The sequence below is a fragment of the Vibrio sp. 99-8-1 genome, assembly GCF_013114595.1.
Classification (GTDB): Bacteria; Pseudomonadota; Gammaproteobacteria; order Enterobacterales; family Vibrionaceae; genus Vibrio.
Genome location: NZ_VTXE01000050.1, coordinates 1 through 25,185, shown reverse-complemented (window position 1 = coordinate 25,185; position 25,185 = coordinate 1). Strand labels below are relative to the sequence as shown.

Annotated in this window: 25 protein-coding genes and 1 tRNA gene; 14 read left to right on the top strand and 12 right to left on the bottom strand. The window is 40.1% G+C overall.

Translation table 11 applies throughout. The annotated features are described in order from the left end of the window. Window positions 1-112 precede the first annotated feature (112 nt). Window positions 113-1,366 (bottom strand): glucose-1-phosphate adenylyltransferase, encoded by a 1,254-nt coding sequence (gene glgC, locus F0227_RS20330; protein WP_171755081.1) that lies wholly within the window; start codon window positions 1,364-1,366, stop codon window positions 113-115. Window positions 1,367-2,269: 903 nt separating this feature from the next. Between glgC and ihfA the strand changes: the two genes are divergently transcribed. Continuing rightward, entirely contained in the window at window positions 2,270-2,566 is a 297-nt protein-coding gene (ihfA, locus tag F0227_RS20325) for an integration host factor subunit alpha (protein ID WP_171755080.1), read from the top strand. A gap of 66 nt (window positions 2,567-2,632) precedes the next feature. On the opposite strand, the gene F0227_RS20320 is transcribed toward ihfA, so the two are convergent. Next, window positions 2,633-3,403 carry a phosphoribosylglycinamide formyltransferase gene (locus F0227_RS20320; RefSeq protein ID WP_171755079.1) on the bottom strand — a complete coding sequence of 257 codons (771 nt, stop codon included), beginning with the start codon at window positions 3,401-3,403 and terminating at the stop codon, window positions 2,633-2,635. Window positions 3,404-3,654: 251 nt separating this feature from the next. On the opposite strand from F0227_RS20320, the gene F0227_RS20315 reads away from it, so the two are divergent. Then, a complete protein-coding gene (locus F0227_RS20315) occupies window positions 3,655-4,311 on the top strand; it encodes a thiopurine S-methyltransferase (protein ID WP_171755078.1) in 657 nt (218 codons plus the stop codon). 89 nt (window positions 4,312-4,400) lie between these two features. Here F0227_RS20315 and purT read toward each other — a convergent pair whose 3' ends face one another. The 6 genes from purT to F0227_RS20285 all read right to left on the bottom strand — a co-directional run bounded on the left by purT (window position 4,401) and on the right by F0227_RS20285 (window position 10,089). Then, window positions 4,401-5,576 (bottom strand): formate-dependent phosphoribosylglycinamide formyltransferase, encoded by a 1,176-nt coding sequence (gene purT, locus F0227_RS20310; protein WP_171755077.1) that lies wholly within the window; start codon window positions 5,574-5,576, stop codon window positions 4,401-4,403. A 123-nt stretch (window positions 5,577-5,699) separates the two neighbouring features. Next, window positions 5,700-6,587 carry a cytidine deaminase gene (cdd, locus tag F0227_RS20305; protein ID WP_171755076.1) on the bottom strand — a complete coding sequence of 296 codons (888 nt, stop codon included), beginning with the start codon at window positions 6,585-6,587 and terminating at the stop codon, window positions 5,700-5,702. Between the two features lie 219 nt (window positions 6,588-6,806). Then, a complete protein-coding gene (locus tag F0227_RS20300; RefSeq protein ID WP_171755083.1) occupies window positions 6,807-7,484 on the bottom strand; it encodes a CidB/LrgB family autolysis modulator in 678 nt (225 codons plus the stop codon). After that, a complete protein-coding gene (locus F0227_RS20295; protein WP_171755075.1) occupies window positions 7,484-7,846 on the bottom strand; it encodes a CidA/LrgA family protein in 363 nt (120 codons plus the stop codon). The genes F0227_RS20300 and F0227_RS20295 overlap by 1 nt, the downstream gene beginning before the upstream one ends. Window positions 7,847-7,848: 2 nt before the next feature. Beyond that, window positions 7,849-9,273, bottom strand: coding sequence for an exodeoxyribonuclease I (gene sbcB, locus F0227_RS20290; RefSeq protein ID WP_171755074.1), 1,425 nt, complete (start codon window positions 9,271-9,273; stop codon window positions 7,849-7,851). A 108-nt stretch (window positions 9,274-9,381) separates the two neighbouring features. Continuing rightward, the gene (locus F0227_RS20285; protein ID WP_171755073.1) at window positions 9,382-10,089 is read right to left on the bottom strand and encodes an NAD(P)H-binding protein; all 708 of its coding nucleotides are present in this window, start codon (window positions 10,087-10,089) and stop codon (window positions 9,382-9,384) included. A 200-nt stretch (window positions 10,090-10,289) separates the two neighbouring features. Between F0227_RS20285 and cobT the strand changes: the two genes are divergently transcribed. Together cobT and F0227_RS20275 are read left to right on the top strand one after the other, a co-directional pair. Beyond that, entirely contained in the window at window positions 10,290-11,318 is a 1,029-nt protein-coding gene (cobT, locus tag F0227_RS20280; protein ID WP_171755072.1) for a nicotinate-nucleotide--dimethylbenzimidazole phosphoribosyltransferase, read from the top strand. Window positions 11,319-11,484: 166 nt separating this feature from the next. Next, window positions 11,485-12,516 carry a succinylglutamate desuccinylase gene (locus tag F0227_RS20275; RefSeq protein ID WP_171755071.1) on the top strand — a complete coding sequence of 344 codons (1,032 nt, stop codon included), beginning with the start codon at window positions 11,485-11,487 and terminating at the stop codon, window positions 12,514-12,516. Window positions 12,517-12,667: 151 nt separating this feature from the next. Here F0227_RS20275 and F0227_RS20270 read toward each other — a convergent pair whose 3' ends face one another. After that, window positions 12,668-13,240 (bottom strand): nucleoside triphosphate pyrophosphohydrolase family protein, encoded by a 573-nt coding sequence (locus F0227_RS20270; RefSeq protein WP_171755082.1) that lies wholly within the window; start codon window positions 13,238-13,240, stop codon window positions 12,668-12,670. Window positions 13,241-13,568: 328 nt separating this feature from the next. On the opposite strand from F0227_RS20270, the gene F0227_RS20265 reads away from it, so the two are divergent. Then, a complete protein-coding gene (locus F0227_RS20265; RefSeq protein WP_171755070.1) occupies window positions 13,569-14,660 on the top strand; it encodes a diguanylate cyclase in 1,092 nt (363 codons plus the stop codon). A 44-nt stretch (window positions 14,661-14,704) separates the two neighbouring features. Here the strand turns inward: F0227_RS20265 and F0227_RS20260 are convergent, their stop codons facing one another. Next, window positions 14,705-14,935 (bottom strand): glutaredoxin family protein, encoded by a 231-nt coding sequence (locus tag F0227_RS20260; RefSeq protein ID WP_171755069.1) that lies wholly within the window; start codon window positions 14,933-14,935, stop codon window positions 14,705-14,707. Window positions 14,936-15,032: 97 nt separating this feature from the next. On the opposite strand from F0227_RS20260, the gene F0227_RS20255 reads away from it, so the two are divergent. Together F0227_RS20255 and F0227_RS20250 are read left to right on the top strand one after the other, a co-directional pair. Next, window positions 15,033-15,542: a M48 family metallopeptidase gene (locus tag F0227_RS20255; RefSeq protein ID WP_171755068.1), complete on the top strand. Its 510-nt coding sequence runs from the start codon at window positions 15,033-15,035 to the stop codon at window positions 15,540-15,542. 80 nt (window positions 15,543-15,622) lie between these two features. Then, window positions 15,623-15,820 carry a hypothetical protein gene (locus tag F0227_RS20250; protein ID WP_171755067.1) on the top strand — a complete coding sequence of 66 codons (198 nt, stop codon included), beginning with the start codon at window positions 15,623-15,625 and terminating at the stop codon, window positions 15,818-15,820. Between the two features lie 85 nt (window positions 15,821-15,905). Here the strand turns inward: F0227_RS20250 and F0227_RS20245 are convergent, their stop codons facing one another. Further along, window positions 15,906-16,475, bottom strand: a complete 570-nt coding sequence (locus tag F0227_RS20245; protein WP_171755066.1) for a hypothetical protein — start codon at window positions 16,473-16,475, stop codon at window positions 15,906-15,908. A 161-nt stretch (window positions 16,476-16,636) separates the two neighbouring features. On the opposite strand from F0227_RS20245, the gene F0227_RS20240 reads away from it, so the two are divergent. From F0227_RS20240 to F0227_RS20215, 6 genes are all read left to right on the top strand, one after another. After that, entirely contained in the window at window positions 16,637-18,154 is a 1,518-nt protein-coding gene (locus F0227_RS20240; protein ID WP_171755065.1) for a DUF3612 domain-containing protein, read from the top strand. 82 nt (window positions 18,155-18,236) lie between these two features. Further along, on the top strand, window positions 18,237-18,659 hold the full coding sequence (locus F0227_RS20235) for a DUF3859 domain-containing protein (RefSeq protein ID WP_171755064.1): 423 nt from the start codon (window positions 18,237-18,239) through the stop codon (window positions 18,657-18,659). A 175-nt stretch (window positions 18,660-18,834) separates the two neighbouring features. Then, complete coding sequence (locus F0227_RS20230) at window positions 18,835-20,064, top strand: sensor domain-containing diguanylate cyclase (RefSeq protein ID WP_171755063.1); 1,230 nt, start codon at window positions 18,835-18,837, stop codon at window positions 20,062-20,064. 159 nt (window positions 20,065-20,223) lie between these two features. Then, complete coding sequence (locus F0227_RS20225) at window positions 20,224-20,772, top strand: ECF-type riboflavin transporter substrate-binding protein (protein WP_171755062.1); 549 nt, start codon at window positions 20,224-20,226, stop codon at window positions 20,770-20,772. 5 nt (window positions 20,773-20,777) lie between these two features. Continuing rightward, window positions 20,778-22,472, top strand: a complete 1,695-nt coding sequence (locus F0227_RS20220) for an ABC transporter ATP-binding protein (protein ID WP_171755061.1) — start codon at window positions 20,778-20,780, stop codon at window positions 22,470-22,472. After that, entirely contained in the window at window positions 22,469-23,308 is an 840-nt protein-coding gene (locus F0227_RS20215) for an energy-coupling factor transporter transmembrane component T (protein WP_171755060.1), read from the top strand. The genes F0227_RS20220 and F0227_RS20215 overlap by 4 nt, the downstream gene beginning before the upstream one ends. Window positions 23,309-23,805: 497 nt before the next feature. Here the strand turns inward: F0227_RS20215 and F0227_RS20210 are convergent. After that, window positions 23,806-23,882, bottom strand: a tRNA-Val gene (locus F0227_RS20210). A gap of 325 nt (window positions 23,883-24,207) precedes the next feature. Between F0227_RS20210 and F0227_RS20205 the strand changes: the two genes are divergently transcribed. Beyond that, the gene (locus F0227_RS20205) at window positions 24,208-25,059 is read left to right on the top strand and encodes a DNA ligase (protein ID WP_171755059.1); all 852 of its coding nucleotides are present in this window, start codon (window positions 24,208-24,210) and stop codon (window positions 25,057-25,059) included. Window positions 25,060-25,185 lie beyond the last annotated feature (126 nt).

Below are 25,185 nucleotides of genomic sequence, written 5' to 3'. Positions count from 1 at the left end.
TATGCAAATGTCAGATCACTATGCGCCTGCTAGGGCGCAGCCAGTAGGAGAGCCTTATAGGCGCATATGAAAAACCACCGGCTATGCCGGTGGATACTTTTTTACTGTTTATTTACTTAAACATTTCAGAAGTTACCAGAATTACGCCTGTATCGCTTACAGTGTATTTCTTTTTATCCTCTTCAAGGTTTTCGCCGATCACTGTTCCATCCGGAATGTAACAATCTTCTCCAACAATAACTTTGGTTAAGCGACAGTTTCTACCTATATCTGAGTTAGGTAACAAAATACAATCTTTTAATGATGAGTAGCTGTGTACTCGCACATTAGCGGAGACCATACAGTGTTCTAGCTTGGCACCTGAAATAATTGTACCTGCTGACAATACTGAATCTACAGCATATCCGCGGCGGCCATCATCGTTAAAGACAAACTTGGCACCAGGACGTTGATATTGGTTAGTGATTACCGGCCAGCTATGAGAATAAAGATCTAACTCAGGGTCTGGAGAGAGTAGATCCATTGTCGCAGCAAAGTATTCATCCAAGTTACCTACATCGCGCCAGTACGCAGTTTTTCCAGGGTGGCCATCTTCGGTAAAGACGTAACCATAGACATTATGTCTTCCTAGAAGTCCAGGAATGATATTGTGGCCAAAGTCATGATTGTATTCAGGATCTTTTAAAGCATTAACCAGTTCTTCTTCAAGTAGGTCTGTATTGAAGATATAGATACCCATAGAGACGAGCGCTTGAGTAGGGTCGTTAGGGTCTGACATTGGGTTTTCAGGTTTTTCTACAAAGGTTTTAATTTCACCAGTTTCGTTGATGCCCATTACACCAAAAGAAGATGCTTCTTCGATCGGTTTATGAATACACGCTACTGTTACCGCTGCATTGTTCTCAACATGAAAGTTCAACATACGGGAGTAATCCATTTTATAAATATGGTCTCCCCCAAGAACAAGAACTCGGGTAGAGCCCTGTTTTTTGATTAGATCTAAGTTTTGGTACACTGCATCAGCAGTACCTCTGTACCAGCTATCGCCTGTGCGTTGTTGTGCTGGAACGATATTAACGCCTTCTCCCATTGCTGGAGACAAAATTTGCCAACCCGCTTGTAGGTGGTCGATAAGGTCCTGAGCCATATATTGCGTTAAAACGCCTACTTTTCTGATGCCCGAGTTAATACAATTTGAAAGTGTAAAATCGATTATTCGAAACTTTCCGCCGAATGATACGGCAGGCTTCGCATTGTTACTTGTCAATTCTTTTAGACGTGTTCCTTTGCCTCCTGCCAAAATTAGTGCACTTGTCTCTCTAACAAGTTTGTTGGTATCAGCATGCGAATAGTTGTTACTTGACATAAATTTAAAGCCCTATAAATCGTGTGGAATATTGGTTGTAGTAGTAACTATTAGAAGCTAGCGAATAGTGGCTACTACAGTATATAAACTACTATGAATAGGTAGGTGCAATTGTCGTGTTAGTCACTGATTGAGTAAGAATTTGGTAAACTTTATGTTGTTTATGATGTTCATCACTAAATCGATTTACTATTCTGCACCTAGCTAAGATCACGGTATCTGTTTTACGAGAAAGAGCCAGACTCTGATCAACATTATTTTCTTAAGGCTATTGATGTAACGACATCGTTACTCTGCGAAAAAGTAGCAATAGGGTAAAAGTTAATTATTGTTTTCATATACTCGGTGACCTCAAAGTGCCGGATTCAGAGTGGCATCAACAGGTTCAGTTCAAGAAAGATAATCGAAGGAATGGTATCCCTTTGCAAGGTTATCTGACGTAGAAATGGACATCTTGATGAGCCCCCAAAGAGCGAGTATTTTTAGAGGTATTTACCTGCATAATATTGCATTGTAGATAATTCATATATTTGAATAAACTAAAATACTCCAATAACTTAACATAAAATCATATGCAAGATCATGAATTGATTGAAAAAAATTAATATCTCACTCATATTTACGATAATAGATTTTTATGCCCCAATTTTCCTATTTATAGATAAATATGCTGATTTTACTGATAATCCTGTAAGTAAAACCTTATAATTATTTGCATCAATTAGAAGGTTTAGGAGGATAAGTAAGAAAAATAACAACTTTTGAAATAAAAAAATTGGCGAAAATCATAAGGTTGGCATACACTTCACTTGATATTGCCAATAATCGTTATTGGTTGTTAATTTTACGTTTTGGCGTTGCAATTTTGCAGCAATGTTTAACACAGCTTTGAGGGAAGTTTGTATGGCGCTCACAAAGGCCGATTTGGCTGAGAACCTGTTTGAAAAACTTGGATATAGTAAACGGGATGCCAAGGAAACGGTTGAAGTTTTTTTCGAAGAGATTCGCAAGGCTCTCGAAAGTGGCGAACAGGTCAAACTATCGGGATTTGGTAATTTTGATCTAAGAGAAAAAAGCGAAAGACCAGGTCGAAATCCAAAAACTGGTGAAGACATTCCAATTACTGCGCGACGTGTTGTTACTTTTCGCCCTGGGCAGAAATTGAAAGCCAGAGTCGAGAACATAAAAATCGACAAGTAGCCGTTTAAAAAGACCACCATTTGTGGTCTTTTTACTTTTAGGCTAATTGGTTTTGCGGTTTAACTGTTAGGCGGCCACTAGGTGCGTGGTAATGTAGGGCTGCCAAGCTTGTTGATATAGCTCTACAGATTGTCTACGCAGTTGTGCTATTTGGGTGGATTCAAACTGGTTAATGTCACGCTTTTCTGCTTGAGCAGTACGCTCTATCTTCTGAATAACCTCATATAAATCATGCTCTGGTCCACTTTTTACTTTTTCAATTTCAGATAAATGAAGCTGAACTTCCGCAATAATTTTTGATTCAGGTAACTCAACAAGAATATTTAAATCCCGGTATCCAGATGCCGCTGGCGATTTAAAGCGGTTCTTTACCGCCACTACTTTTGTTTGCTTGTTTATATTTTCATAAGCAGTAACTAAACCTGCAACGTCATCAGCAATAATAGTGGCACGTGCCAAATCGGTTATTTTGTTTACTTCTCCTGATAGATCGGTGTCGATTTTCTCTTTAGCTCGCTGCTCGGATTTGATACCAGCAAAGACGGCCTGACTTTGAGATAGAAGTGAAGTACTCATACAGATCGTTTCTAGCTCTTGCTGTGCGATAGCTGCGTGGCTATATAGAGCATCAAACTCGTTGTATGGTTGGATAGCATGAGTTTTGAAAGACTCAATTTTATATAAACCGCTCAGGCTATGTTTGAATAGCGTTGGGTTTATTTGATCTTGTGTTTGTTTTTGCTGGGATGGACTTTGAGATACTGGATTATTAGCCGCTAGCGCCGGAGTACGGCTAAGCACTAACATAGTCAGAATAGTTCGTAAAATTACGCTCATTAAAACTCCTTTAGAGTAGATATTTCCTCAGTAAAACGGAGTGTTAAAGGAACTGAGAGGTTATCAATCTAAGCGTTTTTTCGCGTACAAGGTAGATATTAGGGCATATATAAAAAATCCAAGAGTCAATTTGCATAAATTTACAATTGGTTTGACATTTGTCACAAAGAAAAATCCTTTATATCACTTGCATTGTGGTCTCTCTTAGGAGAAATTTACATTGTATTGATAATTATTATTAGTTGAGATTTATGGAAGATAGAGAGTTCTGGCACAACAAATGGGCAAGTAATCAAATTGGTTTTCATTTAGAAGATGTTAATCCTCTGCTTATCCAGTTCTGGAGTGAGCTGAAAGCAGAGATAAGTGACAAAGTACTGTTACCTTTGTGTGGTAAAACAGAAGATCTTGTTTGGCTAGCAACAAAGCATAATAAGGTCATTGGGATTGAGTTGAGTGATATTGCTGTTCGTTCTTTTTTCGCCGAACATTTTTATACGCCAACAGTGACCCAACTGAATGCTGATCAGCAACTTTATCAATTTGATGAACTGTCGGTTTATGTTGGTGACTTTTTTAATATGCCAATAGAACCTGTAGATATTGTTTATGATAGAGCGGCATTAGTGGCTTTACCTAAAGAGATGAGAGAAGAGTACGCTGAGCGAATCAAAAGTATGTTGAGTTCTAATGGACGAATATTACTTGTTACCCTTGAGTATGTGCAGGAAGAGCTTAGTGGCCCACCTTTTAATGTCTCCACTGAAGAGGTTAAACGTCTGTTTGATGGTTATACCATCACAGAACTAAATCGAGATATTGCCGATGCTTCGCACCCTAAGATAGCCAAAAAAGGCTTGAGTCGTTTTGCAGAAGTTGTATGGCTAATTGAGTCACCAGAACGATAATCGTCAGCGAAAAACTTCCTTAATGCTGTTTAAACGCGATTTATCCAGCGCCACTTATTATTCCGTTGGAGATAAGTGGCGCTCTGCATTTAATACTTGATGGTGACAAGAGAAGCAGATTCGACCGCTAATTTAATTGCATCATCAACGGATGCTGCTTTTGCAAGCGCTACACCCAGTCTTCGTCCGCCATCAATGTTGGGTTTAGCAAATAACCTTATCTGTGTCTCAGGTTGGTAGAGAGCCTTATCTAAATTGCCAAATTGAATATTATCAGATTGACCATTGCCCAGTATGACTGCCGACGATGACGGACCATAGTGAACAATGTTTCCGACCGGTAATCCTAAGAAGGCTCTGACATGGAGTGCAAACTCTGAAAGTTGCTGAGAAATTAACGTGACTAACCCTGTGTCGTGAGGGCGAGGGGAGACCTCGCTGAAAATGACGTGATCACCTTTAATAAACAGTTCTACTCCAAAAAGCCCATATCCCCCTAACGCATTCACGGTTTTTTCAGCAATCTCTTTGGCGCGTTCTAATGCAAGTGGCGACATTAATTGTGGCTGCCATGATTCGCGATAGTCACCATCTTCTTGTCGGTGTCCTATTGGTTGGCAAAAGTGGACTCCGTCTACTGCACGGACCGTCAGTAAAGTGATTTCGTAGTCAAACTCTATAAACCCTTCAACAATAACTTTACCGGCTCCCGCTCTGCCACCTTGTTGTGCGTGTTGCCAAGCAGTCTCTATCTCTTCAGTACTTCTAATCACGCTCTGTCCTTTACCTGAAGAGCTCATAACAGGTTTAACAACACAAGGTATTGAAACTTGTTCAATGGCTTGAACAAAATCGTTATAGCTGTCGGCAAATTGATAAGGTGAAGTAGGGATGGAAAGAGATTCCGCCGCGAGTCTTCGAATGCCTTCCCTATTCATTGTTAAACGAGTGGCATTGGCATTTGGGACGACATTCAGTCCCTGTTTTTCTAACTTAACCAAGGTGTCAGTCGCAATTGCTTCTATCTCTGGAACAATATAGTGAGGTGATTCAATGGCGATAATTTCAGTTAAGCGTTGTTCATCTAACATATCAAAAACATAGCTTTTATGCGCGACTTGCATTGCTGGTGCATTCGCATAACGGTCGCAGGCAATAACCTCTAATCCTAACCGTTGACACTCTATAGCGACCTCTTTTCCTAGTTCACCAGAGCCGAGGAGTAAAACGCGAGTGGCACTATTACATGTTGCTGATCCAAACATTGTAAACCCTTATATAAAAGACATTATTCGCGCATGATACGGAAATTAGCCATAAACGCAAACGTTTGCTTTTCGGGTTAAGAAAAAGGCTTTGAGGAAATCAAAGCCTTGGAGTCTCTTATATTAAAGTGCAATATAGCTGACAGGTATGTCAGGATTAATCACATCCAATGTAGATTGTGTGCATGCTAGATGGCTGATCTTTCCTGAAGATAACTCTGCTAATGCAGCACTTCTAATTTTATCGAAAGATTTACCTGCAACCATGATCTGTACTAATGCGACTTGTAGCGGGGGAAGACTAGGGTTGAATGCCGCATTTTCTGCATAAGCACCAGCATAGATACTTCCGTCGTCCAGTTCTAACGCTACACCGCTAAAGTTATTGGTGTACGGAGAATGACTCATGTTCAAGGCATCAATTGCTTTGGCTAATAGTGGTTCACAGCCTTCGGTTGAGTACTCTTGCTGGTTATCTCCCATCAAACGAGCGTCAATATCAAGATCTTTCGGACCAAACGATTCTGGTAAGTATTGTTGTAAAGACATTGAATCTCTTTGCGGTAGCTGCACATCCATCTCACCGGCCGTAGTCAGTTCGTTCATAAACTGGCGACAATGACCACAAGGACTGTAGTTAACGGTAATGTCTTTAACACCTTTCTCGCCTTTCATCCAAGCATGGCTAATACCCGCTTGCTCAGCATGTACGGTTTGACCTAGTTGCGCTCCGGTTAGCTCCATATTCGCGCCGAAGTATAGTCGTCCTGATAATCCACGAACGATGGAACCTACATAAAACTCTGATATTGGAGCGTATGAAAACGCAGCGGCTATTGGCAGCAGTGCAACACGTAATTCATTATCTTCTAAACCAGACAGTTTAAGTAACTCGTTAAATTGTTGCTCAGAAATGGTGGCGTCAAAATCATCCGCGTTAATTATTGTTGATAAATATGATGCGATATTAGCTGGAATATCTTTCAACGCGCTTTCTATTCTTGAGTTCATGGCAAATCCTTAGTTAAGCATTAATTTTATTTTAGAGAGATAACAATCTAAAACTGTGCTTAATGTCACGTATTTTGATGCAATGATAATTCAATTTGCATAAATTGAGTGAGGTCACATTAGCAAAGGTTTGCGCAATTGGCTCTCAACATGTAACTGACGAGTTAAAATGCTGGCTCAACAAAATTTGTCTGCAATAAGATGAAGATTAGGAAACATTCAGTGGGAAAGCCATACAACCAATGCAAAAACAGCAGGAGCTAAAATAGAAGTAATCACGCCACATAAGACCAACGCTAATGAACTAAAAGCGGCATCACGAGGATTTTTTTCAAAGCAGGTGGCTGTACCCAGCGCGTGAGAAACGGTTCCCATCGTTAACCCTTTTGCAATTGGGTGAGTAATACCGATAAGGTTATAGATTGGGTAAGCTAATATGGCACCAAAAACCCCTACCAATAACACCATAATAGCGGCAATAGCGGGTTCTCCTCCTAACTGGCTAGAGACTTCCATGGCGATAGGTGTTGTGACGGATTTTCCTAATATACTGGCAATAAGCGTAATATCGGTACCCAGAGCGACGGCAATAAGTGATGCGGTTAGCATAGACAGTGCGCTTCCTACACCACAAGTAAGAAAAATAATACGCCAGTTTGCTTTAATTTCAGGTAGTTGCTCGTAAAGAGGGTAAGCTAATGCAACGACTGCTGGTTGTAGCAGATAAGTCAGCCATTTATTGCCAGCATAATACTCTTGGTACGGGACGTTTAGCACCACGAGTAACGGAATAATAATGACTATGCTTATAAGTAGTGGGTTAGCGAGTGGGTGATTCAACTTTTGACTAATAAAGCGCGCAACTAAAAACGTAATAAGAGTAACAAATAGCCAGATCATTTTTTCCCTACCAGTATTCTCTCCAGCACATAACTAAGGAACAGTACCATAATAAAAGATGCGCCAATTGTGCTTGCTAGAATTTGCACTGAGTTCTCGATCAGCAAATCAAAATGCTCCATGAGGCCAACACTTATTGGTATAAAAAGTACGATCATATAACGTATAAAAACATGAGCCGTTGGCTTGACCCACTCTGCCGGAATCAGGCCGCTTGCCATAGCAAAAAACAGTAGCAGCATACCGATAATACTTCCCGGAATACTAATACTTAGAAACTGTTGAATTAACGTTCCTAACGCTAAGGAAGCGAGAATGATCACTAATGAAATTGTGTATTTGAGTATTTTTATAGCCATGATCAGGAAACGAGTTTCTCCACATATCGGTAGATCGATTTTAATATCGCCATTTTTTCTTGTTCATTTTCATGTTCATGAGCAAGATTTTCTAGGTTGAGCATATAGTCAGGTAACCTAGACTCAAAATAATCACGGCAATGCGTAGCCCACTGACGTTGTTCTGAATCACTGAGTGTATGCGGATAGTTTCTCGCTCGGTATCTAAATAAAAGAGGTTGAATTCGAGGATCAGCATAAGTCAGTTGCAACGCTGGCAAATTCTCCGCAGGTGTCTCTAGGATGATATCCATAGCGGCACGGTCAGCTGGAGTGAAAAAGCCACTATAGAGTTGGCTATCAACGTCGTCACTACCTTTAAAGTCACTATCCATAGCGTATAAGCTAACAAGCTTTTCTCTAATTTCTGGATGCTGTCTAAGTCGTGTTAGGTTTTTAAGACACTGTTCTCTATCTATGCCGATCTTCTCTGCATTTTCCGCTGTTAATGTTTTTGCTGGCGCTAAAATTGGGCATTTGTTTATGTGCACCAGTTTGACCGGAACGGCAAGTTGTCCATCATCCAATTGATCTCGTTTAGTATAAAGCCGGTCTTTAAGTTGCTCTGCACTTAGTTCGAACAGTGGTGAAGGGTCCATCGCAAGGTTGACCATTATCGCCGCATTTTTATTGCTGGGATGCCAAGCCAGAGGAACCATCCATGTAGTATTTGAACAAGAAAGACCTAACATACCGGAAACGTGTACTAGAGGCGTCATGTTAACAATATCAATAAGGGCATTGAGTTTGTTCTTGTGCCTCATACTGTATAGGTAATCAAAAAGCTTAGGTTGGGCCGCCTTTAATTTCTTAGCCAACTCAATCGTAGCAATAACATCGGCCATCGCATCATGGGCGTTTTCATGTTCTATGCCGTTGGCTTTTGATAGGTGCTCTAACTTAAAGCTGGGCAATCCCTCTTCGTTTGTCGGCCAGTTGATACCTTCAGGTCTAAGTGCGTAACAGGTACGCATGACATCAAGAAGATCCCAGCGAGAGTTGCCATTTTTCCAACTCCAAGCATACGGATCATGAAAGTTTCTGTATAAGGTATAACGGCTTACTTCATCATCAAAGCGAATATTGTTATAGCCAAGATTTGTTGTATTGGGTATAGAAAGTTCATCGTGTATTCGTTTGATGAATTCTGGCTCGGGTAAACCATTCATTATGGTTTTTTGAGGTGTAATTCCGGTGATTAATGCCGCTTCTGGTGAAGGAAGATAGTCACTGGGCGGTAAGCAATAGATAACCAGTGGTTCACCGATAATGTTGAAATCTTTGTCGGTACGAACGCCTGCAAATTGTGATGGTCTATCTGTGGCAGGGTTTACTCCCCAGGTTTCATAATCAAACCAAAAGAATGTTTCTTGTTGCCCATTTAGCATGTGAATACCAGAGTTAAATTCGAGGGATTAGTCACATTAGACCACTGCAGAGCTTGCATATCAATCAACGTGTTACTGTATGTTTTAAATTCGCTCAATAAGAGCGAGTTAATGAGTGTTACTACGATATTTATCGAGAAGTTGGTGCATTTCTTGGCTATTCATTGTGACATAGTTATCTTTAGCGGAGTGTTGTGGCTTAAATGTGCCATACAGCATTGCAGTCGCAACATCGCTGGCATCTATTGGAATCATATTCGCTAGTGGGCCGATTAATAGAGGGCGTAATAGAGCAAGTATTTTAGCTGTCACCAGTTCATCTTTTCGGGCGGGAATTCGATGACCTGCCAGTGGACCCGGACGAACAAAAACAACCCGCTCGAACCCCATGTTTAAAATGGATTTTTCCATTTTACCTTTACAGCGTAAATAGTGAGACAGAGAATTGATTTTGGCACCATAGCTGGAGACGACTGCGATGCGTTTTACACCAATCATTTTCATGGTTTGAGCGACCTGACATACCAAATCGACATCGATGCTTTCCAGCGCTTTGTTGCTGCCTGCCTGTTTTTTGGTTGTTCCTAAACAGATAAAGCCAAAATCGGCAGTATGTTGCTGATCCCATTGGGTAATACGCAGTTGACTGTCCTGTATTTGATAAAGCTTGTCATGTTCTAAGGGGAGTGGGTTACGAACCAGAGCATAGAGTGAGTGAACGGCTGTAAGGTCGACTAATTGAGTTATGAGTTCATTACCAACGAGACCGCTGGCACCGGCAATAACAACCTTTGCTCCATCTCCAAATAGATCCATGTTATCTCCTTAATGACATGACAACTCGCTAACTAATCATATGCATTACTATGAGTTAGTCAAATGAAGATGAAATAACTGACTAATTTTTATAGCCATTTTATCTAGCGCTGAGTAAACTCTATGGCAAATATAAGAATTACTTAGCGATAAATAGCTTTGGTTTGGAGCCACAATCGCGCTTTAGAGTGAGAGTCGTTATGTTAGATCGTCAATATGTTTCCGCTATCGAAGAAAGAATTAATCAGAAAACTAAGCCCCTTGGCGCGTTAGGTCAACTGGAAGAGGTTGCTTCTCAACTGGCGTTGATTCAGAGTCAAGATAAGAGTGACGCTGTCACTAAAGTTGAGGTGACGAATCCGACGATGTTGATTTTTGCGGGAGACCATGGCATCGCTGACGCGGGTGTGAGCATAGCGCCTAGCGCGGTCACTCAGCAGATGGTGCTTAACTTTCTCAATGGTGGCGCGGCAATTAACTGCTTCTGTTCAGTTAACAATATCGAGTTAAAGGTGGTGGATGCAGGTATTTTGCTTCCAGTCGAAAGTAGTGCAGATAACTTTGTTTGTCAGCGCTTAGGTAACAGAACGAATAATTTTGCTGAACAAGCTGCAATGACAGAATCTACGGTTCAAGAAGGTATAGAACTGGGCAAAAAACTTGCGATAGACTGTATCGAAAATGACAGCAATCTTTTAATGTTTGGTGAGATGGGAATAGGAAATACCAGCTCTGCGGCCGCGATCTTAAGCGCTCTTTCTGGAGAGCCTGCAAAAAACTGTGTTGGTTATGGAACGGGAATTACTGCAGAGCAGTATGAAAAGAAATTGCAGTTAGTATCTAATGGTGTAGCGCGCTGTACTGACTTAACGCCAACTCAAGTACTGGCAGAAGTAGGTGGATTTGAGATTGTACAGATAGTCGGCGCTATTTTGGCCTCGGCAGAGCGAAAAACAGCGATGCTAATTGATGGGTTTATTGTTTCAAGTGCTGCTTATGTCGCGACTATGATCAATCCAGCGTGTCGAGAGTATATGATTTTTGCTCACAAATCTGATGAGTCTGGTCACAGGTTATTACTTGAAAAGATGAATGCTACGCCTTTACTGGATCTAGGACTTCGCTTAGGGGAAGGAACTGGAGCTGCATTAGCGTTACCTTTAATAAAAGCGTCGGCAGAGTTTTATAACTCTATGGCCAGTTTTGCGAGCGCAGGTGTGACAGTGTAGTTTAAAAATTAGGCAATCTATTGGATTTATTAATATGTTGCTTAATTTAGTTTCATTTGGAATGCATAATTGAGATGTGGCATACATACTTTGTATAGAGATCTGACTAACATTATCGTTTCAGTAAAATTGAACCAAACCGACATAACAGTGGAGTTCGTCACCCATGGTAAAACCTTTGTTTCGTCACTCTTTTTTATACGACACTTTGGATCTAGAAAATGAAATGCCAGCCAGGCAGTTAGAGTTGGTCAGTGGAGCAAGTGTAAAAGTTGTTAAAAGGGGAGTTATTGAAGTTATCCCTTACTCGCTATCAAATGAGACCAAATCTATTGTGATATCAGCTGGTATCCACGGTGATGAAACTGCACCAATGGAGATGGTTGATCATATCGTAACCAGTATTTTAGACGGAAGTTTTAAAATTACTGAGCGTTGTCTTTTTATCTTAGGTCATCCACTCGCTACTAACCAACATGTCCGGTTTCTAGATGAAAACCTGAATAGACTGTTTGATGATAAGCAGCACAGTAAATCGGTTGAGAATGATATCGCCGATGAGCTGAAAAGTGTTGTTCGTGAGTTCTTTAAAAACAGCGATGAAGCGCAACGTTGGCACCTAGATTTACACTGTGCTATCAGACGCTCCAAACATTATACATTCGCTGTTAGTCCAAAGGTGACAAACCAGAAAACTCGCCGTAAAGATTTAATAGAGTTTATGCAAAAAGCGAAGGTAGAAGCTATTTTGCTTTCAAATTCTCCAGCCAGCACGTTTAGCTGGTTTAGCGCAGAAAACTTTGCAGCTCAAGCGCTAACTCTTGAGCTGGGTAAAGTTGCTCCGTTAGGTGAAAATGATCTTACGGTGATTGAAGACTTTAACCAAGCACTCAAAGGTTTACTTTCTAATTCATTACAGTCTCTGACTTCATCACAACTAACACCTTATCGTGTGACACAAACAATCAAGCGATTGCATGAAGATTTTGATTTTAACTTTAACGACGACGTCGAAAACTTTACCCAGTTTGAGCATGGTCAAGTATTAGGTCATGACGGTGATAAATTGCTGTTTGCTAAAGTTGATCATGAAGCGGTGGTGTTCCCGAACAAAAATGTTGCGGTAGGGCAGAGAGCTGCGCTGATGGTGTCACCAGTAGAAACTCGTTATGAAGATGATCAGTTAGTTTATGATTGATCGACAATTTAAAATCAAGTAGAAAGCTTGGTTATAGAGAAAAAGGTCAGGCACGGTTAGCGTATCTGACCTTTTTGTTATTCCTCATAAACCTAGCAACTGTGATTCTATGCGGGAAGAATACTCTTCTACCTATTGGGGCGAGTTAAATTTATACCAACGGTAATAAATTGGCCGGCCGGTAATAGATTGACTTTAATACCTTTCCTGCTCTTACGGTTTTACCGTCTGAAACAAAATCTTCAGCGCATTTAGCGATAACGTAATCACCTTTTTCTACTGCCATTAACTTAACATTTTGTGCGGCGTAATGATCTGCAGTTTCTTGGTACTCTTGATAATTTCGGCACACTTTACTCATATTGCTGGCGTGTATTTCATCCCAGCAAGGGACAAAATCGATAGCTAAGTTCTCCGCTGCATTGAGTAGGATGTCGATCATGTAGCTAATTGCTAGGTTGTCATCCACACATTTATGTCCAAGGTGTACAAGTCTTCCCATAAGAACATAAACACTATCGACAATGGCGTCGGCTTGCTCGTGTTTACTGTCGGCTTGCGCCAGCTCTGTTAACTCTTCAATAATCAAAGAGGTATGTAAGGTGTCCAAGGTGTCACTCATGGAGGCCAGATCTTCTACTGGTAAATCAAAAGTGGTACGAAACTCATGAATATCTGCGTAGATGTGATCGTAAAGGGGTTGGGTTAGTTTAGTCAGCTTCATTATTTTTCCGGTACTCTCTGTAGTACCTTCCATTATATACCCAACTCATTTGAATATGCTTCTTCTTGTCAATCTTGTTTTATTGATCTGCTGAGTAAAATTGACTATTTAGCAGGGAGTTAACGGGCTGCAGTATTAATTAACTCTCTCGACTTATGAAAATTGTCTATTATTAAATAGACCATGGTGATCTCAAAGAGCTTGTTAAACGGGAATATATCTGCATTTGAGCAAGCTACTGATTTGACGCCCTTATTCATTAAGGAGCGAACATCATTGGATCTCGTGAGTCTAGTTATGTGAAATAAATGAGTAGATGAGTTAAATAATGACCGAGTGTAGTCCAACTGAGCAAATTATTCGTCGTCTTTATCAAGTAACGAGCGACTATCAAAAAGGATTCGATATTCAAATCCTGCAACTTATTATGTTGGGATTGGAAGAATATAAGCTAGATATTGGTATTTTTTCTAAAATTGTCGATAAGCAGTATCAGATTGTACATTGCATCGTACCGGAAGAGATAGAAATGAGCAGTGGTGACAGTTTTGACTATGAGACAACTTACTGCGAGCTAACCTGCCGTTCTCATAAACCTATTGCGGTAGAGAATGCCGGAACTAGTGAGGAGTTTGCTAATCATCCTGCCTATAAAGAGTTTAAACTTGAGTCATACATTGGTGTGCCTATCTACCTTAATGATGACCTTTATGGAACACTCAACTTCTCTAGTGCAGAGGTGAGAAAGAAAAAGTTTACTGCGATTGAAATCGATCTGATTTATTTGATGGGTTCTTGGATTGAATCAGAGTTGCTCCGACATAAGCAACAAACGGAATTGGTTTTGCTGAATGAAAAGTTGGAGTATCAAGCCAATTATGATGCGTTAACAAATATACCAAATCGTCGCTCACTGTTTGAAATTTTGTATAAGCAGATGGATAACCTAGCGTATAACGCTGGAGAGGGGGCAATTGTAGTGATTGATATTGATCATTTTAAAATGGTCAATGATAACTTTGGCCACCAAATGGGTGACAAGGTGTTAATAAAAGTCGCTCTCTGCTTAAAAAACTGCCTTGCCGATAAGGGCTTTATTGCTCGGTTTGGTGGTGAAGAGTTTGTGGTATGGCTGGTGGATATGGATATTCACTCTCGGCGTACCGTCATTAATAGCCTGATGTCTGCCATTGATGAGATCACTATTGAAGGCAAGCGGTTAACTCTGTCTGCCGGTGTTTGTCATTTCAGTTGTGAAACGTGCTCCAATGTAGAGAGCAAACGTATGATTGATACGTTACTTTCATTGGCAGACCAAGCTTTGTATGAGGCGAAAGCCTCTGGGAGAAATAGAGAAGTCAGTTATCAGCATGTTTTCAGTGATGCCAACATGATAAACGAGTCTGTCAGCAATGGGTAACTAGATTGACAAGCGTGTACGTGTCCAATTAGCTGTGGTAGCGGCTACTTTTGCTGATAGATCCGGTCGAAGTTTTTTGTATTCCAACCAATCATAATTTGATCACCAATTTTCAATACAGGTAGTGACCGAGCGCCTATGGCATCAAGTTCTTTTCTTCCTCGCTGCATTTTTGCGTTGGTTAATCGATACTTAATTTTATTAGCATCCAAATAACGTTGAGCATCTTTACAGTGTGGACATTTATCTTTTACGTACAGTACGACTCGTTTCATAATAGCTTGCTCTTTTATACATCAACTCTAGAATCAAGCTAAATTGAAACATACAATGTCTGTTTTAAGCAAATATTGTGAGATAAATAGAGCAAATATGTCGTCGTTACTTTCTACCATTCAAGGTTACCCTGACTCTATAGTGAATCAGGTTGAGTCGTTAATAAAATCGGAACGTTTTGTTGATTGGTTTGATTCTCGCTACCCAGAACGGCACCAGATCAAAAGTGAGAAAGCACTGTTTAATTACGCAACAACTATTAAAAATCAGTATCTTAAGAAGAGTGTTAGTGTACATAAAGTGGTTTATGATGGAAAAATTCATGTTATTAACAATGCGCTAGGACTGCATACCTTTGTTTCTCGAAATCATGGCGGGAAATTGAAGGCCAAAAATGAAATACGGATTGCAAAAGCTTTCAAAGATGCGCCTGAACCACTACTGAGAATGTTGATTGTGCATGAGTTGGCGCATTTAAAAGAAAAAGAGCATAACAAAGGGTTTTATTCACTCTGCTGTCATATGGAAGCAGATTATCACCAGCTTGAGTTTGATGCTCGGCTCTACATGATTTACTTACAGTTGAAAGAGAGAAAATCAGTTTAGTACGTTTATTGAGCCAGTGTTGCATCACCAAGCTCATACTTCGTGATAATGACATGCTACCTTGAACTATAGTGGGACCTATGCAGATAGAAATATATATGCCATGTGAACCGCAATCGGTGTGCGATGTTATTAACATTACTTTTGTACTTATTGCTGTTATTGCTGCGCTGTTTTTTATTCGGGTACTTATACACGAATATAAAAATATTCAAGGTGTTAAGAAAACCAAGCGGCCATCTAAATCTTCTAAGCGAAAACAGGCTAAAAAGAAGTAGATGGCGATATTGCATAGTCGTTTCGCGTATAAAGAAGCAACGAATGACTGCAAGATATACGCGAGGAGTTAATAGAACCTTAACGTTAGAACCAGCAGGTTAATAAGTAATTCTCGCCATTTTTTGCGGTAAAATCTTTATCGTCTGATTTAGCTCTCGGTTGTCCATTCTGGTCGCTTTTCAGTAGGCTAATCCAGTGTCTCATCGTTTCTGATGGCTGCTCCGAGCTACCGTGATTAAAGGTGGCGCAAGTTTCCAGTTGTATGTCTGATATTTCTACGGCCTTGCAGTTACCCTGGTTGCTTCCCTGCTTGAAACTGACTTCAATATGGCTGCCATCTTTGCCTCTTAGCAATATGGAGTCTGGGTAATCTCTGTGACCGGTATAGGCAACAAACTGGCCTGCCTTAGCGAGGCCACAGTGTTTGCCTTTGGCAAAAAAGGCCATTAAGTGGCGACCATTTAAAATGTAGCTTGTTACATTTGAGTGAGAATCCGAATCTAGAGGGAACAAGGTATCAAGAAGTTGCTTCGCTTTGACTTGTTTTTCTTGAGCTTGTTGATCTTTTAATGACTCCACGGCGAAGACCGCTTCAGCAATAAAAGAACCGCGTTGATTGTGACTATTTGTGCTGATGTTTGCTGGCATATTCATGGTGTCGCCCTCTTGATTTAATCCATTAAATGTTTGAACAAGCACTGCATGAAATCTCATATTTAATAACTGGTCAGATTTGTTTGCTTGCTTAGTTTGTAGAGTAACCAATTTTTTACTACAATTTCACAACAAAAATTTTACAATGTGAATTTTACAATATGAGACAAACTCAGAGCTTAGTAAGAAAGTCGCACTTTTTAGGTACAAAGATCAGAAACCTTAGAAAGCGTAACCATCTAACCATGGAGGATTTGTCTGCGCGTTGTGTTCGCATTGACCCTGAAAACTCTCCATCTGTTTCTTATCTTTCTATGATAGAAAGAGGAAAGCGTGTTCCTAGCGCGGATATGCTTGACGTTATTGCTAAGGTGTTTCAAAAGAGCGCTACATGGTTTTTAGACGATGAGCCTGAGTCGCAAGACATCACACCAAATAAAGGCAGAAAAGGGGGGATTAGTGGTATTCCTTTAGAGCCAAGTTTTCTGTTTTCTAACGAGATGCTACAAATCGCGATTCCTGAACTGTTATCGCAAACGGGAGTCAATGGCAGACAGTTTGCTCAGCTTCTTATTCGCGCCTATCAAGAACACCATCAAAACCATTTTCCTGATCTAGAACGGGCTGCAGAAGAGATTGGTTTAAAACGTCTGGCTCTTACTGCTGAAGACATGCTCGACTTAGCGAAAGCTCAAGGATTGAATGTCTATTGGGTTGATTCGACACCGACAGAGGTGATGGACGAATTGGGTATGGTTAGCCGTCAGCTGGTCACCTCCTACTTTGAACCGCCGGGAAACATTTATCTCAACAACCTTTTAAAACAGTATCCGACACGTCTAAAGTATGACTTAGCCGTTTATATAGGGCACTGCGTTCTACATAACAAAGAAGGATTGAAAAGTGTTCTCACCATTGGAAATCACTCTTGGCGTGCGGATGATAGTGTTTCTCAGGGATCGCCGATTAACCCACAAGATATACTGCATGCATGGCGTGATTTTGAATCGAGCTTTTTTGCCGGAGCTTTGTTGTGTCCTAAAGTACCGTTTAGGCAACTGCTTGATAGACACGGTTACGAAGTGGATGTTCATAAGAGTATAGGGGTTTCCCCATCGGTTGCGATGAGGAGAATGACAGTGGTTTCTCCTTACCCTCACTGGCACTATTTTGATGCCTACGCACCAGGAAAGCTTAAAGCGGTTTATCGCGGAAATGGCATACCGCTTCCTTGGGGGAACATGCGACTGGTAGATGACCCGTGCCAACATTGGTCAGTATTTAGAATGTTGTCAGAATCAAGAGACGGTACCTGTGCTCAACTTTCGATATTAGATGTCAATGATGAACCTCGTCTTTACTGTTGTGAATCGGTCAACGTAGTCGACCCAGCTCAAAACAGTCGTGTGTTATGTGCCGGTTTGGATCTTAATCCAGCAATAGAAGCTCAAGGTGGAGATGCTATTTCAATTGCTTCGGAATTGAAGGAGTTGTGTGTGGAAGGGGGAGGAGAAGTTATGATTCCTCGTCATATTAAGAAAGATCTTTCTACTGTTTCACGTATTTTAAATATCAACTGGGTTGAAAGAGGGATTGAATCGCCAGCTCGACTAATATGTTCTCGTGGAGCTGTTTGCCCACGTAAACCAAGCTGTTATGCGAATAATTGCAAAGGATAATTTGACAAGAATTATCGTAATTGACTGTTTGTCTGCCTGAGGTGAGGATATACTAGCGCCAAATTTTATCTGGTAAACAGACATGGCTAAACGTTCTTCAATAATAGAAATGACGTCTTACGGTATTTACTCTACGTGGGACTCAAAATCAAAGCAGCTACCGAAGATACAAGAGTTTACGGTACGTGTTCCTGCTGAAGTTGATATTGAGTTTGGTTTTATTATCAACATTAAGAAAGCAAAAGGGCAAAAAATTCAATACTGTATTTATCACCCCAGTATTACGACAGAAGATGGCGACGTCCTTGAACCATTTGATGGGGAAGAGCATATCAATAGTAATGACTGGGATTTCTATTTAGGGGATACAATTTGGCTGCCAGTTGAAAATAAAATTGGCCCTTGGCGAATGACCGTTGAGTTGAATGGAAAAGTGGTTGCAGAAAAAACCTTTGAGCTCTTTGCACGTGATGAAGGTGAGTTCTGGAAACGTAGAGGGTTTTAACTTAGTTCATTAAATGAGCTAAAAAATAAACCAAACGATTATTTACCATATATATGTCAGTTTAGATCATATTCTACTGGAAATCTTGATGTCACTAAGGAGCCCTGTTGATATCATGGATATCTAAACAGATAAAATAATAAAATCTCCAAATTTATTTCAATCAAGGTTATGCATGTCTGAGCTAAATATAGACTCCACATATGGTGTAATTGTTATTCAAGACATGAATGCAGTGCACGTTGATTACAACTATGCCAGAATTTTTGGTTACCGCTCTCCTGAAGAACTTCTTACTCAAATCGACACATTTTTAGATCTGATTGATCCTTCGCTTCATAGCATTGCGAAACAAAACTATCGAGACATTGTCCATGGAAACAAAGTTCCTCACGGACATACCTTCACCAACATTGATAAGAACGGTAGAGAGTTTACCGTTTTTGCTATTGATCATTTGATTGAGTGGAAGGGGAAACCGGCCCTGCAGGTGACGGTTATGGACCTATCTTTAGTTGAAGAAGCTAATAGACGACTAAGAGAGAATGATCTGAAATATAAGCGTTTAGTGACGCAATCGGGGCAAGGAATTTTGGTCCATCGCAATTTTAAACCGTTGATGCTCAATGATGCATGGGTAAAAATGATGCGAGCAGAGTCAAAAGAATTTGTTTTACGACAAGACTCGGTTTTGAATATTGTTGAGCCTTGCAATCAAGAGATTGCGGTAGAGAGAAATCGGGCAAAAATGCAAGGCTTGATCGTTGAAAATGAAAGTAATATTTTCGCCAATATCTGTTATGACGGAACGAAACGTTATTTTAATGTTTATGATAATTTGATCGAATGGGATGGGGAACTGGCGATTCAAGTGGTGTTAGAAGACGTCACTGACAAAGTCGAAATGGAAAAAGAGCTGGCCTATAGAGCAAGTCACGACCAGTTAACCAACCTGTTAAATCGATTTTCTGTTTTTGAATGGCTCAAAGAGAACCAAACTAGCGCCAATAACATGTGTTGTATGTTGATTGATATTGATGATTTTAAGGTTATCAACGATAAGCATGGGCATTTAGTTGGAGACAACGTTATTGGCACTTTCGCTTCTATTCTAAAATCTATTACTGATGATGTAGGCATTGCAGGTCGATGGGGAGGAGAAGAGTTCATCGTCTTTATTCCAAACAGTACTATAGAGCACACTCATCAACTCGCTAACTCTATTTGTCATTCATTCCATAAAATAAAATTTACCGCTGAGCAGAATTATTTTAATGCCACCGTAAGCATTGGCTTGAGTTTTAGCGATAACGTGAAACATATCAGCATAGACCAATTAATACGTCAAGCAGACGATTGCCTTTACCAAGCAAAATCATCAGGCAAAAACTGTGTTCGTTTTTAGCAGATAAAATTTCTGCAAACAGCAAATATTTCCGGTACGTCTAGACGTCTAGATTTATTAATTGTCTTGGTTAGGCTATAATTCTACAGAATGAATCAAAGCAACGAATAATCAATAAGTTATTGCTATTTATTGCTTCAAAAAAAATTAAGGAATTGTATGAATCTTACTGCTAAAACGGTTGTCGTTATCGCTATTGGTGCGGCACTCTATGGTATTGGTGGATTACCTATGTTTGGTATCCCAGTGTTTGCCAATACGACCCTAAAAGCTGCTATGGCGGTCCTTGCCCTATTTTCAGTACTTTTTGGGCCTATTGTCGGGTTTCTGGTTGGATTTATAGGTCACTGGGTGACTGACCTGTTTGCGGGTTGGGGTGTGTGGTTTACCTGGGTTTTAGGCTCTGGTGTTGTTGGTTTGGTTATTGGTTTGTTTCCTAAGCTCACAAAAGGTCGTCTTGGCGAAGGGGTGTTTAACTCGAAAGATTACGTTCTTTTTGTTGTTTTAGCTCTGGTTGGTAATGTGGTTGGCTATGGCTGTTCTGCTTTCCTGGATACCGTTTTATACGCAGAACCTTTTACCAAAGTCTTTACTCAGTTAACAATTATTGCAGCAGGTAACACGGTCTTAATTGCTATTGTGGGTTACTTTATTCTTAAATCTGTTGCAAAAAGAAATCAGCAGAGCAGTAACTTAAGCGAAGAATAAATAGAATGACAATCACGTTTACTGATTTTTCGTTTCAGTATCACTCCTTAGACAAACCTACATTAAAAAACATCAATTTAACAATCGAGGCCGGTGAAAAGGTCTTGATTGTTGGAGCGAGTGGTAGTGGAAAGTCTACATTAGGACAATGCTTAAATGGTTTAATTCCTCATGCTATCAAGGGTGAGATCTCTGGAAAGCTACTGATAAATGACAGAGATACTTCTTCGTTTGCTCTTCATCACTACACCGAACAAGTTGGTACTGTACTGCAAGACACGGATAGTCAATTCGTTGGCTTAAGTATTGGTGAAGATATTGCATTTGCATTGGAGAACCAGCTGACCCCAACTATTGAGATGTACCCACTGGTAAAGTCGACAGCTGACCTTGTCGGGTTAAGTACTATGCTCGCTCGTTCTCCACAAGAGCTATCTGGTGGACAAAAGCAGCGGGTCTCTCTTGCCGGAATTTTGGTCGATGACGTTGATATTTTGTTGTTCGATGAGCCTCTTGCTGCGTTAGACCCAAAAACCAGTAAGAAAACCATAGATATTATTGATCAATTACACCAACAACATAATAAAACCATCATCATTATCGAGCACAGATTAGAAGATGTACTTTATCGCCATGTTGATCGGGTTATTCTTATGGATAATGGAGAAATTGTCGCCGATACAACACCAGACAATTTGCTCGCTTCGCCTCTATTAAGTCAGTATGGAATCAGAGAGCCTTTATATCTTTCAGCCTTGAAGGCGGCAGGTTGTGTTGTCTCTGCTGAACATAATCCATCACGATTATCTACAATGACTTTGGATGGTTACAAGGAAGATGTCCAAGCTTGGTTCCAGTGTATGGAGAGAAACAATCCGAAAAATATCAGTGCTCCACTAATGTCCATTCGCCAGTTAAGTTATTCTTATGATGGTGAAAAAAAGGCTTTAGACAAGGTTAGTTTTGATATAAACAAAGGTGAATTCCTCTCTATTTTGGGAAAAAATGGTTCAGGGAAATCCACTATTACCAAGTTGATCATGGGGGTCTTACAACCTGATGAGGGGGTGATTGAGCTTCAAGGTGATAATTTGGCAGATCTATCTATTTTTGAGCGCAGTAAAAAGGTTGGCGTTGTTATGCAGAACCCAAATCATATGATTTCCCATCATATGATTTTCGATGAGATTGCATTTGGACTGAGAAATCGAGGCGTAGACGAAAATGTGATTTCAGAGAAAGTGCTCTCTGTTTTAGAACTGTGTGGTTTAAAAAAATACCGAAATTGGCCGATAGAAGCGTTGAGTTATGGTCAAAAAAAACGTGTAACAATAGCCTCTATTCTTGTTATGGAACCCGAGTTATTGATTCTTGATGAACCTACAGCAGGTCAAGACTATCGCAATTATACCTCCATGCTCTCTTTTATTGGTAAGTTGAATAAAACATTAGGCATAACTGTTGTGATTATTTCTCATGATATGCACTTAGTTCTTGAATATACAACGCGTTCGATTGTTTTGTCGGACAGCAAATTGATTCAAGATGCCCCAATGACAGAAGTGTTTAGTGAACCTGCTTTATTGGATAAAGCGAATTTGGCGACAACCAGTCTATATCAGTTGGCGAAAGCATTTGAAATTGATGACACTGATGGATTCATGCAACACTTTATTTCAAACGAAGGGTTGGTCGCATGAAGTCTTCAAAAATAGCGTTTGGAATAAGTTACATCGATACGGGTTCACCGTTACATTCTTTAAATGGTATTACCAAGTTCGTGTTATTTTTGGCTTGGGTAACCATCGTGCTCACCACATTTGATATTAGATTTATTACGACATTGATATGTCTAGGTTTGTATTTACTACGAATGACGGCTGTGCCTTTTAGAGTGTATAAACCTTTACTTATTGCAACTGGTTCAGTGCTAGTACTTAATGCTCTATTTATGTTTTTGCTTGCTCCTCAACAAGGTGTGGAGCTAATTGGAAGTGAAATCTTACTATTAACTTTGCCCGGGCAATACTCGATTACAGTAGAAACACTCTTTTATCTTTCTACTGTAACGCTAAAATATTTTAGTATGTTTCCTATTGCGTTAGTGTTTGTTTTTACTACCCATCCTACTGAATTTGCAGCAAGTTTGAATCGCTTAGGTATACCTTACAAAATAGCATACGCAGTTAGTTTAACATTGAGGTATTTGCCGGAAATAAAATCAGATTTTGTCAATATAATGCACGCTCAACAGGCAAGAGGTGTTGAGATCTCTAAAGAAACACCGTTATTTACACGAATGAAAAACGTCTCTAAGATTCTTGGCCCTTTAATTTTCTCTAGCTTAGATAGGGCTGATGAGATCTCAAACGCGATGACTCTTAGAGGATTTGGCCGCCATAGTTCTAGAACTTGGTATAGTGCTAAACCTATCAGTAAGAAGGATCTTGTTTGCCTTAGTGTAATAGCTGTGGTGGTGGTCGCTGCGATTGCTAAAAGAGTGCTGGAGTCGCAATTATTCTGGTATCCATTTTGAAAAACGTAATAGAGCCATCGTCCGTTAAATAGAGGTTATACTTTAATGACCTCAAGGAGCAGGATTCAGAGCAGCATCAACAGGTTCAGTTCAAGGAAGATAATCGAAGGAATTCCCTTTTAAGGTTATCTGATGCAGAAATGGGCATGTTGATGAGCTCCTGCTTTGTGTTACTGATTCTTGCCGTAGCATGACGATGCTATTACCTTCAAATCAGTGCTTAGATCATAAGCCAATAAATTCTCGCTGGATAAACACCTTGAGGTGACTTGAGTATGTGTTTGTGTAGAAATAGCGGGTAGGGCACTGGCTGTTCACTCCACATCTTTTTTATGACTCATAACCTTTATTGGTCAACTTGAAAAATAGATCTTAATCAGTCAGATGATGGAAGAGGGGATAGAGCAACTGGTTAGTGAGTGCAGCTACAATATGAATGATAATGACGATGTTTGAAATGCAAAAAGGCCTGCTTAAAAGCAGGCCTTTTCTAAATTTGGTGCTCGCTACTGGACTCGAACCAGTGACACCTTGCATGTCATGCAAGTACTCTAACCAACTGAGCTAAGCGAGCATTTCGTCCTTCTCGATATAAATTTTAAACTAACCTTTGCTGTTGCTATTGTCAGTTCAGTATCGATTTGGAACGAGGTAGATATTATCGATTCACCGTATTCGGTGCAAGTATTTTTCTATGTTTTTGAACTGTTTGACGTAATAATCATCATTTTGGCGAAAAAGCACTCACTGATGTTTGAACTCAGTCTCTTGATTACGTAAATAATCTCTTTTTACCATTAAAACTATTTGGAGTTTGCCGCATCAGCGCCATTAAGAGTTTTACCTTAAATACAGCTTATTCTCATAATTGCGCTCATTTAATTGCCTTGAGGTAAAAGATGAGCAGAGTAATAAAACTATCTATGATTGCTATCACTGTCCAGATCGCTTTTGGAGTCATACCTACAGATGCATCAACAAATTTTGAAGCTAAGCTAGCGCAAGCTAATGAATATCAGAATCATCAACATATTGAAGGGTATTGGTTTAGTGAAAAACTTGATGGAATAAGAGCCGTTTGGACAGGAAGTCAGTTGTTGACGCGTAAGGGTAATAAAATTATTGCGCCAGCTTGGTTTACAAATATGCTGCCGAATTATGTTTTAGAGGGTGAACTCTGGGCTGGAAGAGGAGAGTTTCAATTAGTACAAACTACCGTGTTAAAAAGCATTCCAGTGGATGCGGGTTGGAAGCACATTCGTTTCATGTTATTTGATACACCTAACTCTTCTTTGTCTTATCGGGAACGATATGCGTGGTTACAGAAACTGGTGATTGATCTTGCTGTTGCGCATATAGACGTCGTGGAACAGCGTCCCGTGAAGTCAAAGGAGCAAGTTGAAAATGAACTGCTTCAGCTAACGTCAAATCATGCTGAAGGCATCATATTACGTGATCCTAAAGCGAGTTATGCTAAAGGGCGCTCCAACACTTTATTGAAGTTGAAAAAACATCAAGATGCGGAAGCGGTCGTTATCGGTTATAAAGCTGGCAAAGGCAAGTATCTGGGGCAGACAGGAGCATTATTAGTACAAAATGGTGATGGGGTACAGTTTTATATTGGTGCGGGCTTAACGGACAAGCAACGCAAACAACCTCCTGTAGTAGGTGAGATGATTACTTATCAGTTCAATGGTTTTACTCATATGGGTATACCTAGATTTGCGCGATTACTTAGAGTTAAGCAATAGCCAAAGTATGGTGATTTTTAATTGTACTAGCTCAGACCTGATCTGACAGTTACCCACTTTGTTGGTGCCTGTCAGATTATATCTGGGCTAGATTCTTTTCAGCCCAGATTAATTTCCCATCTAGTA

Coding starts and splice junctions, on each gene's coding strand:
- glgC (WP_171755081.1), bottom strand. CDS start 1,366: ATGTCAAGTAACAACTATTCGCATGCTGATACCAACAAACTTGTTAGA.
- ihfA (WP_171755080.1), top strand. CDS start 2,270: ATGGCGCTCACAAAGGCCGATTTGGCTGAGAACCTGTTTGAAAAACTT.
- F0227_RS20320 (WP_171755079.1), bottom strand. CDS start 3,403: ATGAGCGTAATTTTACGAACTATTCTGACTATGTTAGTGCTTAGCCGT.
- F0227_RS20315 (WP_171755078.1), top strand. CDS start 3,655: ATGGAAGATAGAGAGTTCTGGCACAACAAATGGGCAAGTAATCAAATT.
- purT (WP_171755077.1), bottom strand. CDS start 5,576: ATGTTTGGATCAGCAACATGTAATAGTGCCACTCGCGTTTTACTCCTC.
- cdd (WP_171755076.1), bottom strand. CDS start 6,587: ATGAACTCAAGAATAGAAAGCGCGTTGAAAGATATTCCAGCTAATATC.
- F0227_RS20295 (WP_171755075.1), bottom strand. CDS start 7,846: ATGGCTATAAAAATACTCAAATACACAATTTCATTAGTGATCATTCTC.
- sbcB (WP_171755074.1), bottom strand. CDS start 9,273: ATGCTAAATGGGCAACAAGAAACATTCTTTTGGTTTGATTATGAAACC.
- F0227_RS20285 (WP_171755073.1), bottom strand. CDS start 10,089: ATGGATCTATTTGGAGATGGAGCAAAGGTTGTTATTGCCGGTGCCAGC.
- cobT (WP_171755072.1), top strand. CDS start 10,290: ATGTTAGATCGTCAATATGTTTCCGCTATCGAAGAAAGAATTAATCAG.
- F0227_RS20275 (WP_171755071.1), top strand. CDS start 11,485: ATGGTAAAACCTTTGTTTCGTCACTCTTTTTTATACGACACTTTGGAT.
- F0227_RS20270 (WP_171755082.1), bottom strand. CDS start 13,240: ATGAAGCTGACTAAACTAACCCAACCCCTTTACGATCACATCTACGCA.
- F0227_RS20265 (WP_171755070.1), top strand. CDS start 13,569: ATGACCGAGTGTAGTCCAACTGAGCAAATTATTCGTCGTCTTTATCAA.
- F0227_RS20260 (WP_171755069.1), bottom strand. CDS start 14,935: ATGAAACGAGTCGTACTGTACGTAAAAGATAAATGTCCACACTGTAAA.
- F0227_RS20255 (WP_171755068.1), top strand. CDS start 15,033: ATGTCGTCGTTACTTTCTACCATTCAAGGTTACCCTGACTCTATAGTG.
- F0227_RS20250 (WP_171755067.1), top strand. CDS start 15,623: ATGCAGATAGAAATATATATGCCATGTGAACCGCAATCGGTGTGCGAT.
- F0227_RS20245 (WP_171755066.1), bottom strand. CDS start 16,475: ATGAATATGCCAGCAAACATCAGCACAAATAGTCACAATCAACGCGGT.
- F0227_RS20240 (WP_171755065.1), top strand. CDS start 16,637: ATGAGACAAACTCAGAGCTTAGTAAGAAAGTCGCACTTTTTAGGTACA.
- F0227_RS20235 (WP_171755064.1), top strand. CDS start 18,237: ATGGCTAAACGTTCTTCAATAATAGAAATGACGTCTTACGGTATTTAC.
- F0227_RS20230 (WP_171755063.1), top strand. CDS start 18,835: ATGTCTGAGCTAAATATAGACTCCACATATGGTGTAATTGTTATTCAA.
- F0227_RS20225 (WP_171755062.1), top strand. CDS start 20,224: ATGAATCTTACTGCTAAAACGGTTGTCGTTATCGCTATTGGTGCGGCA.
- F0227_RS20220 (WP_171755061.1), top strand. CDS start 20,778: ATGACAATCACGTTTACTGATTTTTCGTTTCAGTATCACTCCTTAGAC.
- F0227_RS20215 (WP_171755060.1), top strand. CDS start 22,469: ATGAAGTCTTCAAAAATAGCGTTTGGAATAAGTTACATCGATACGGGT.
- F0227_RS20205 (WP_171755059.1), top strand. CDS start 24,208: ATGAGCAGAGTAATAAAACTATCTATGATTGCTATCACTGTCCAGATC.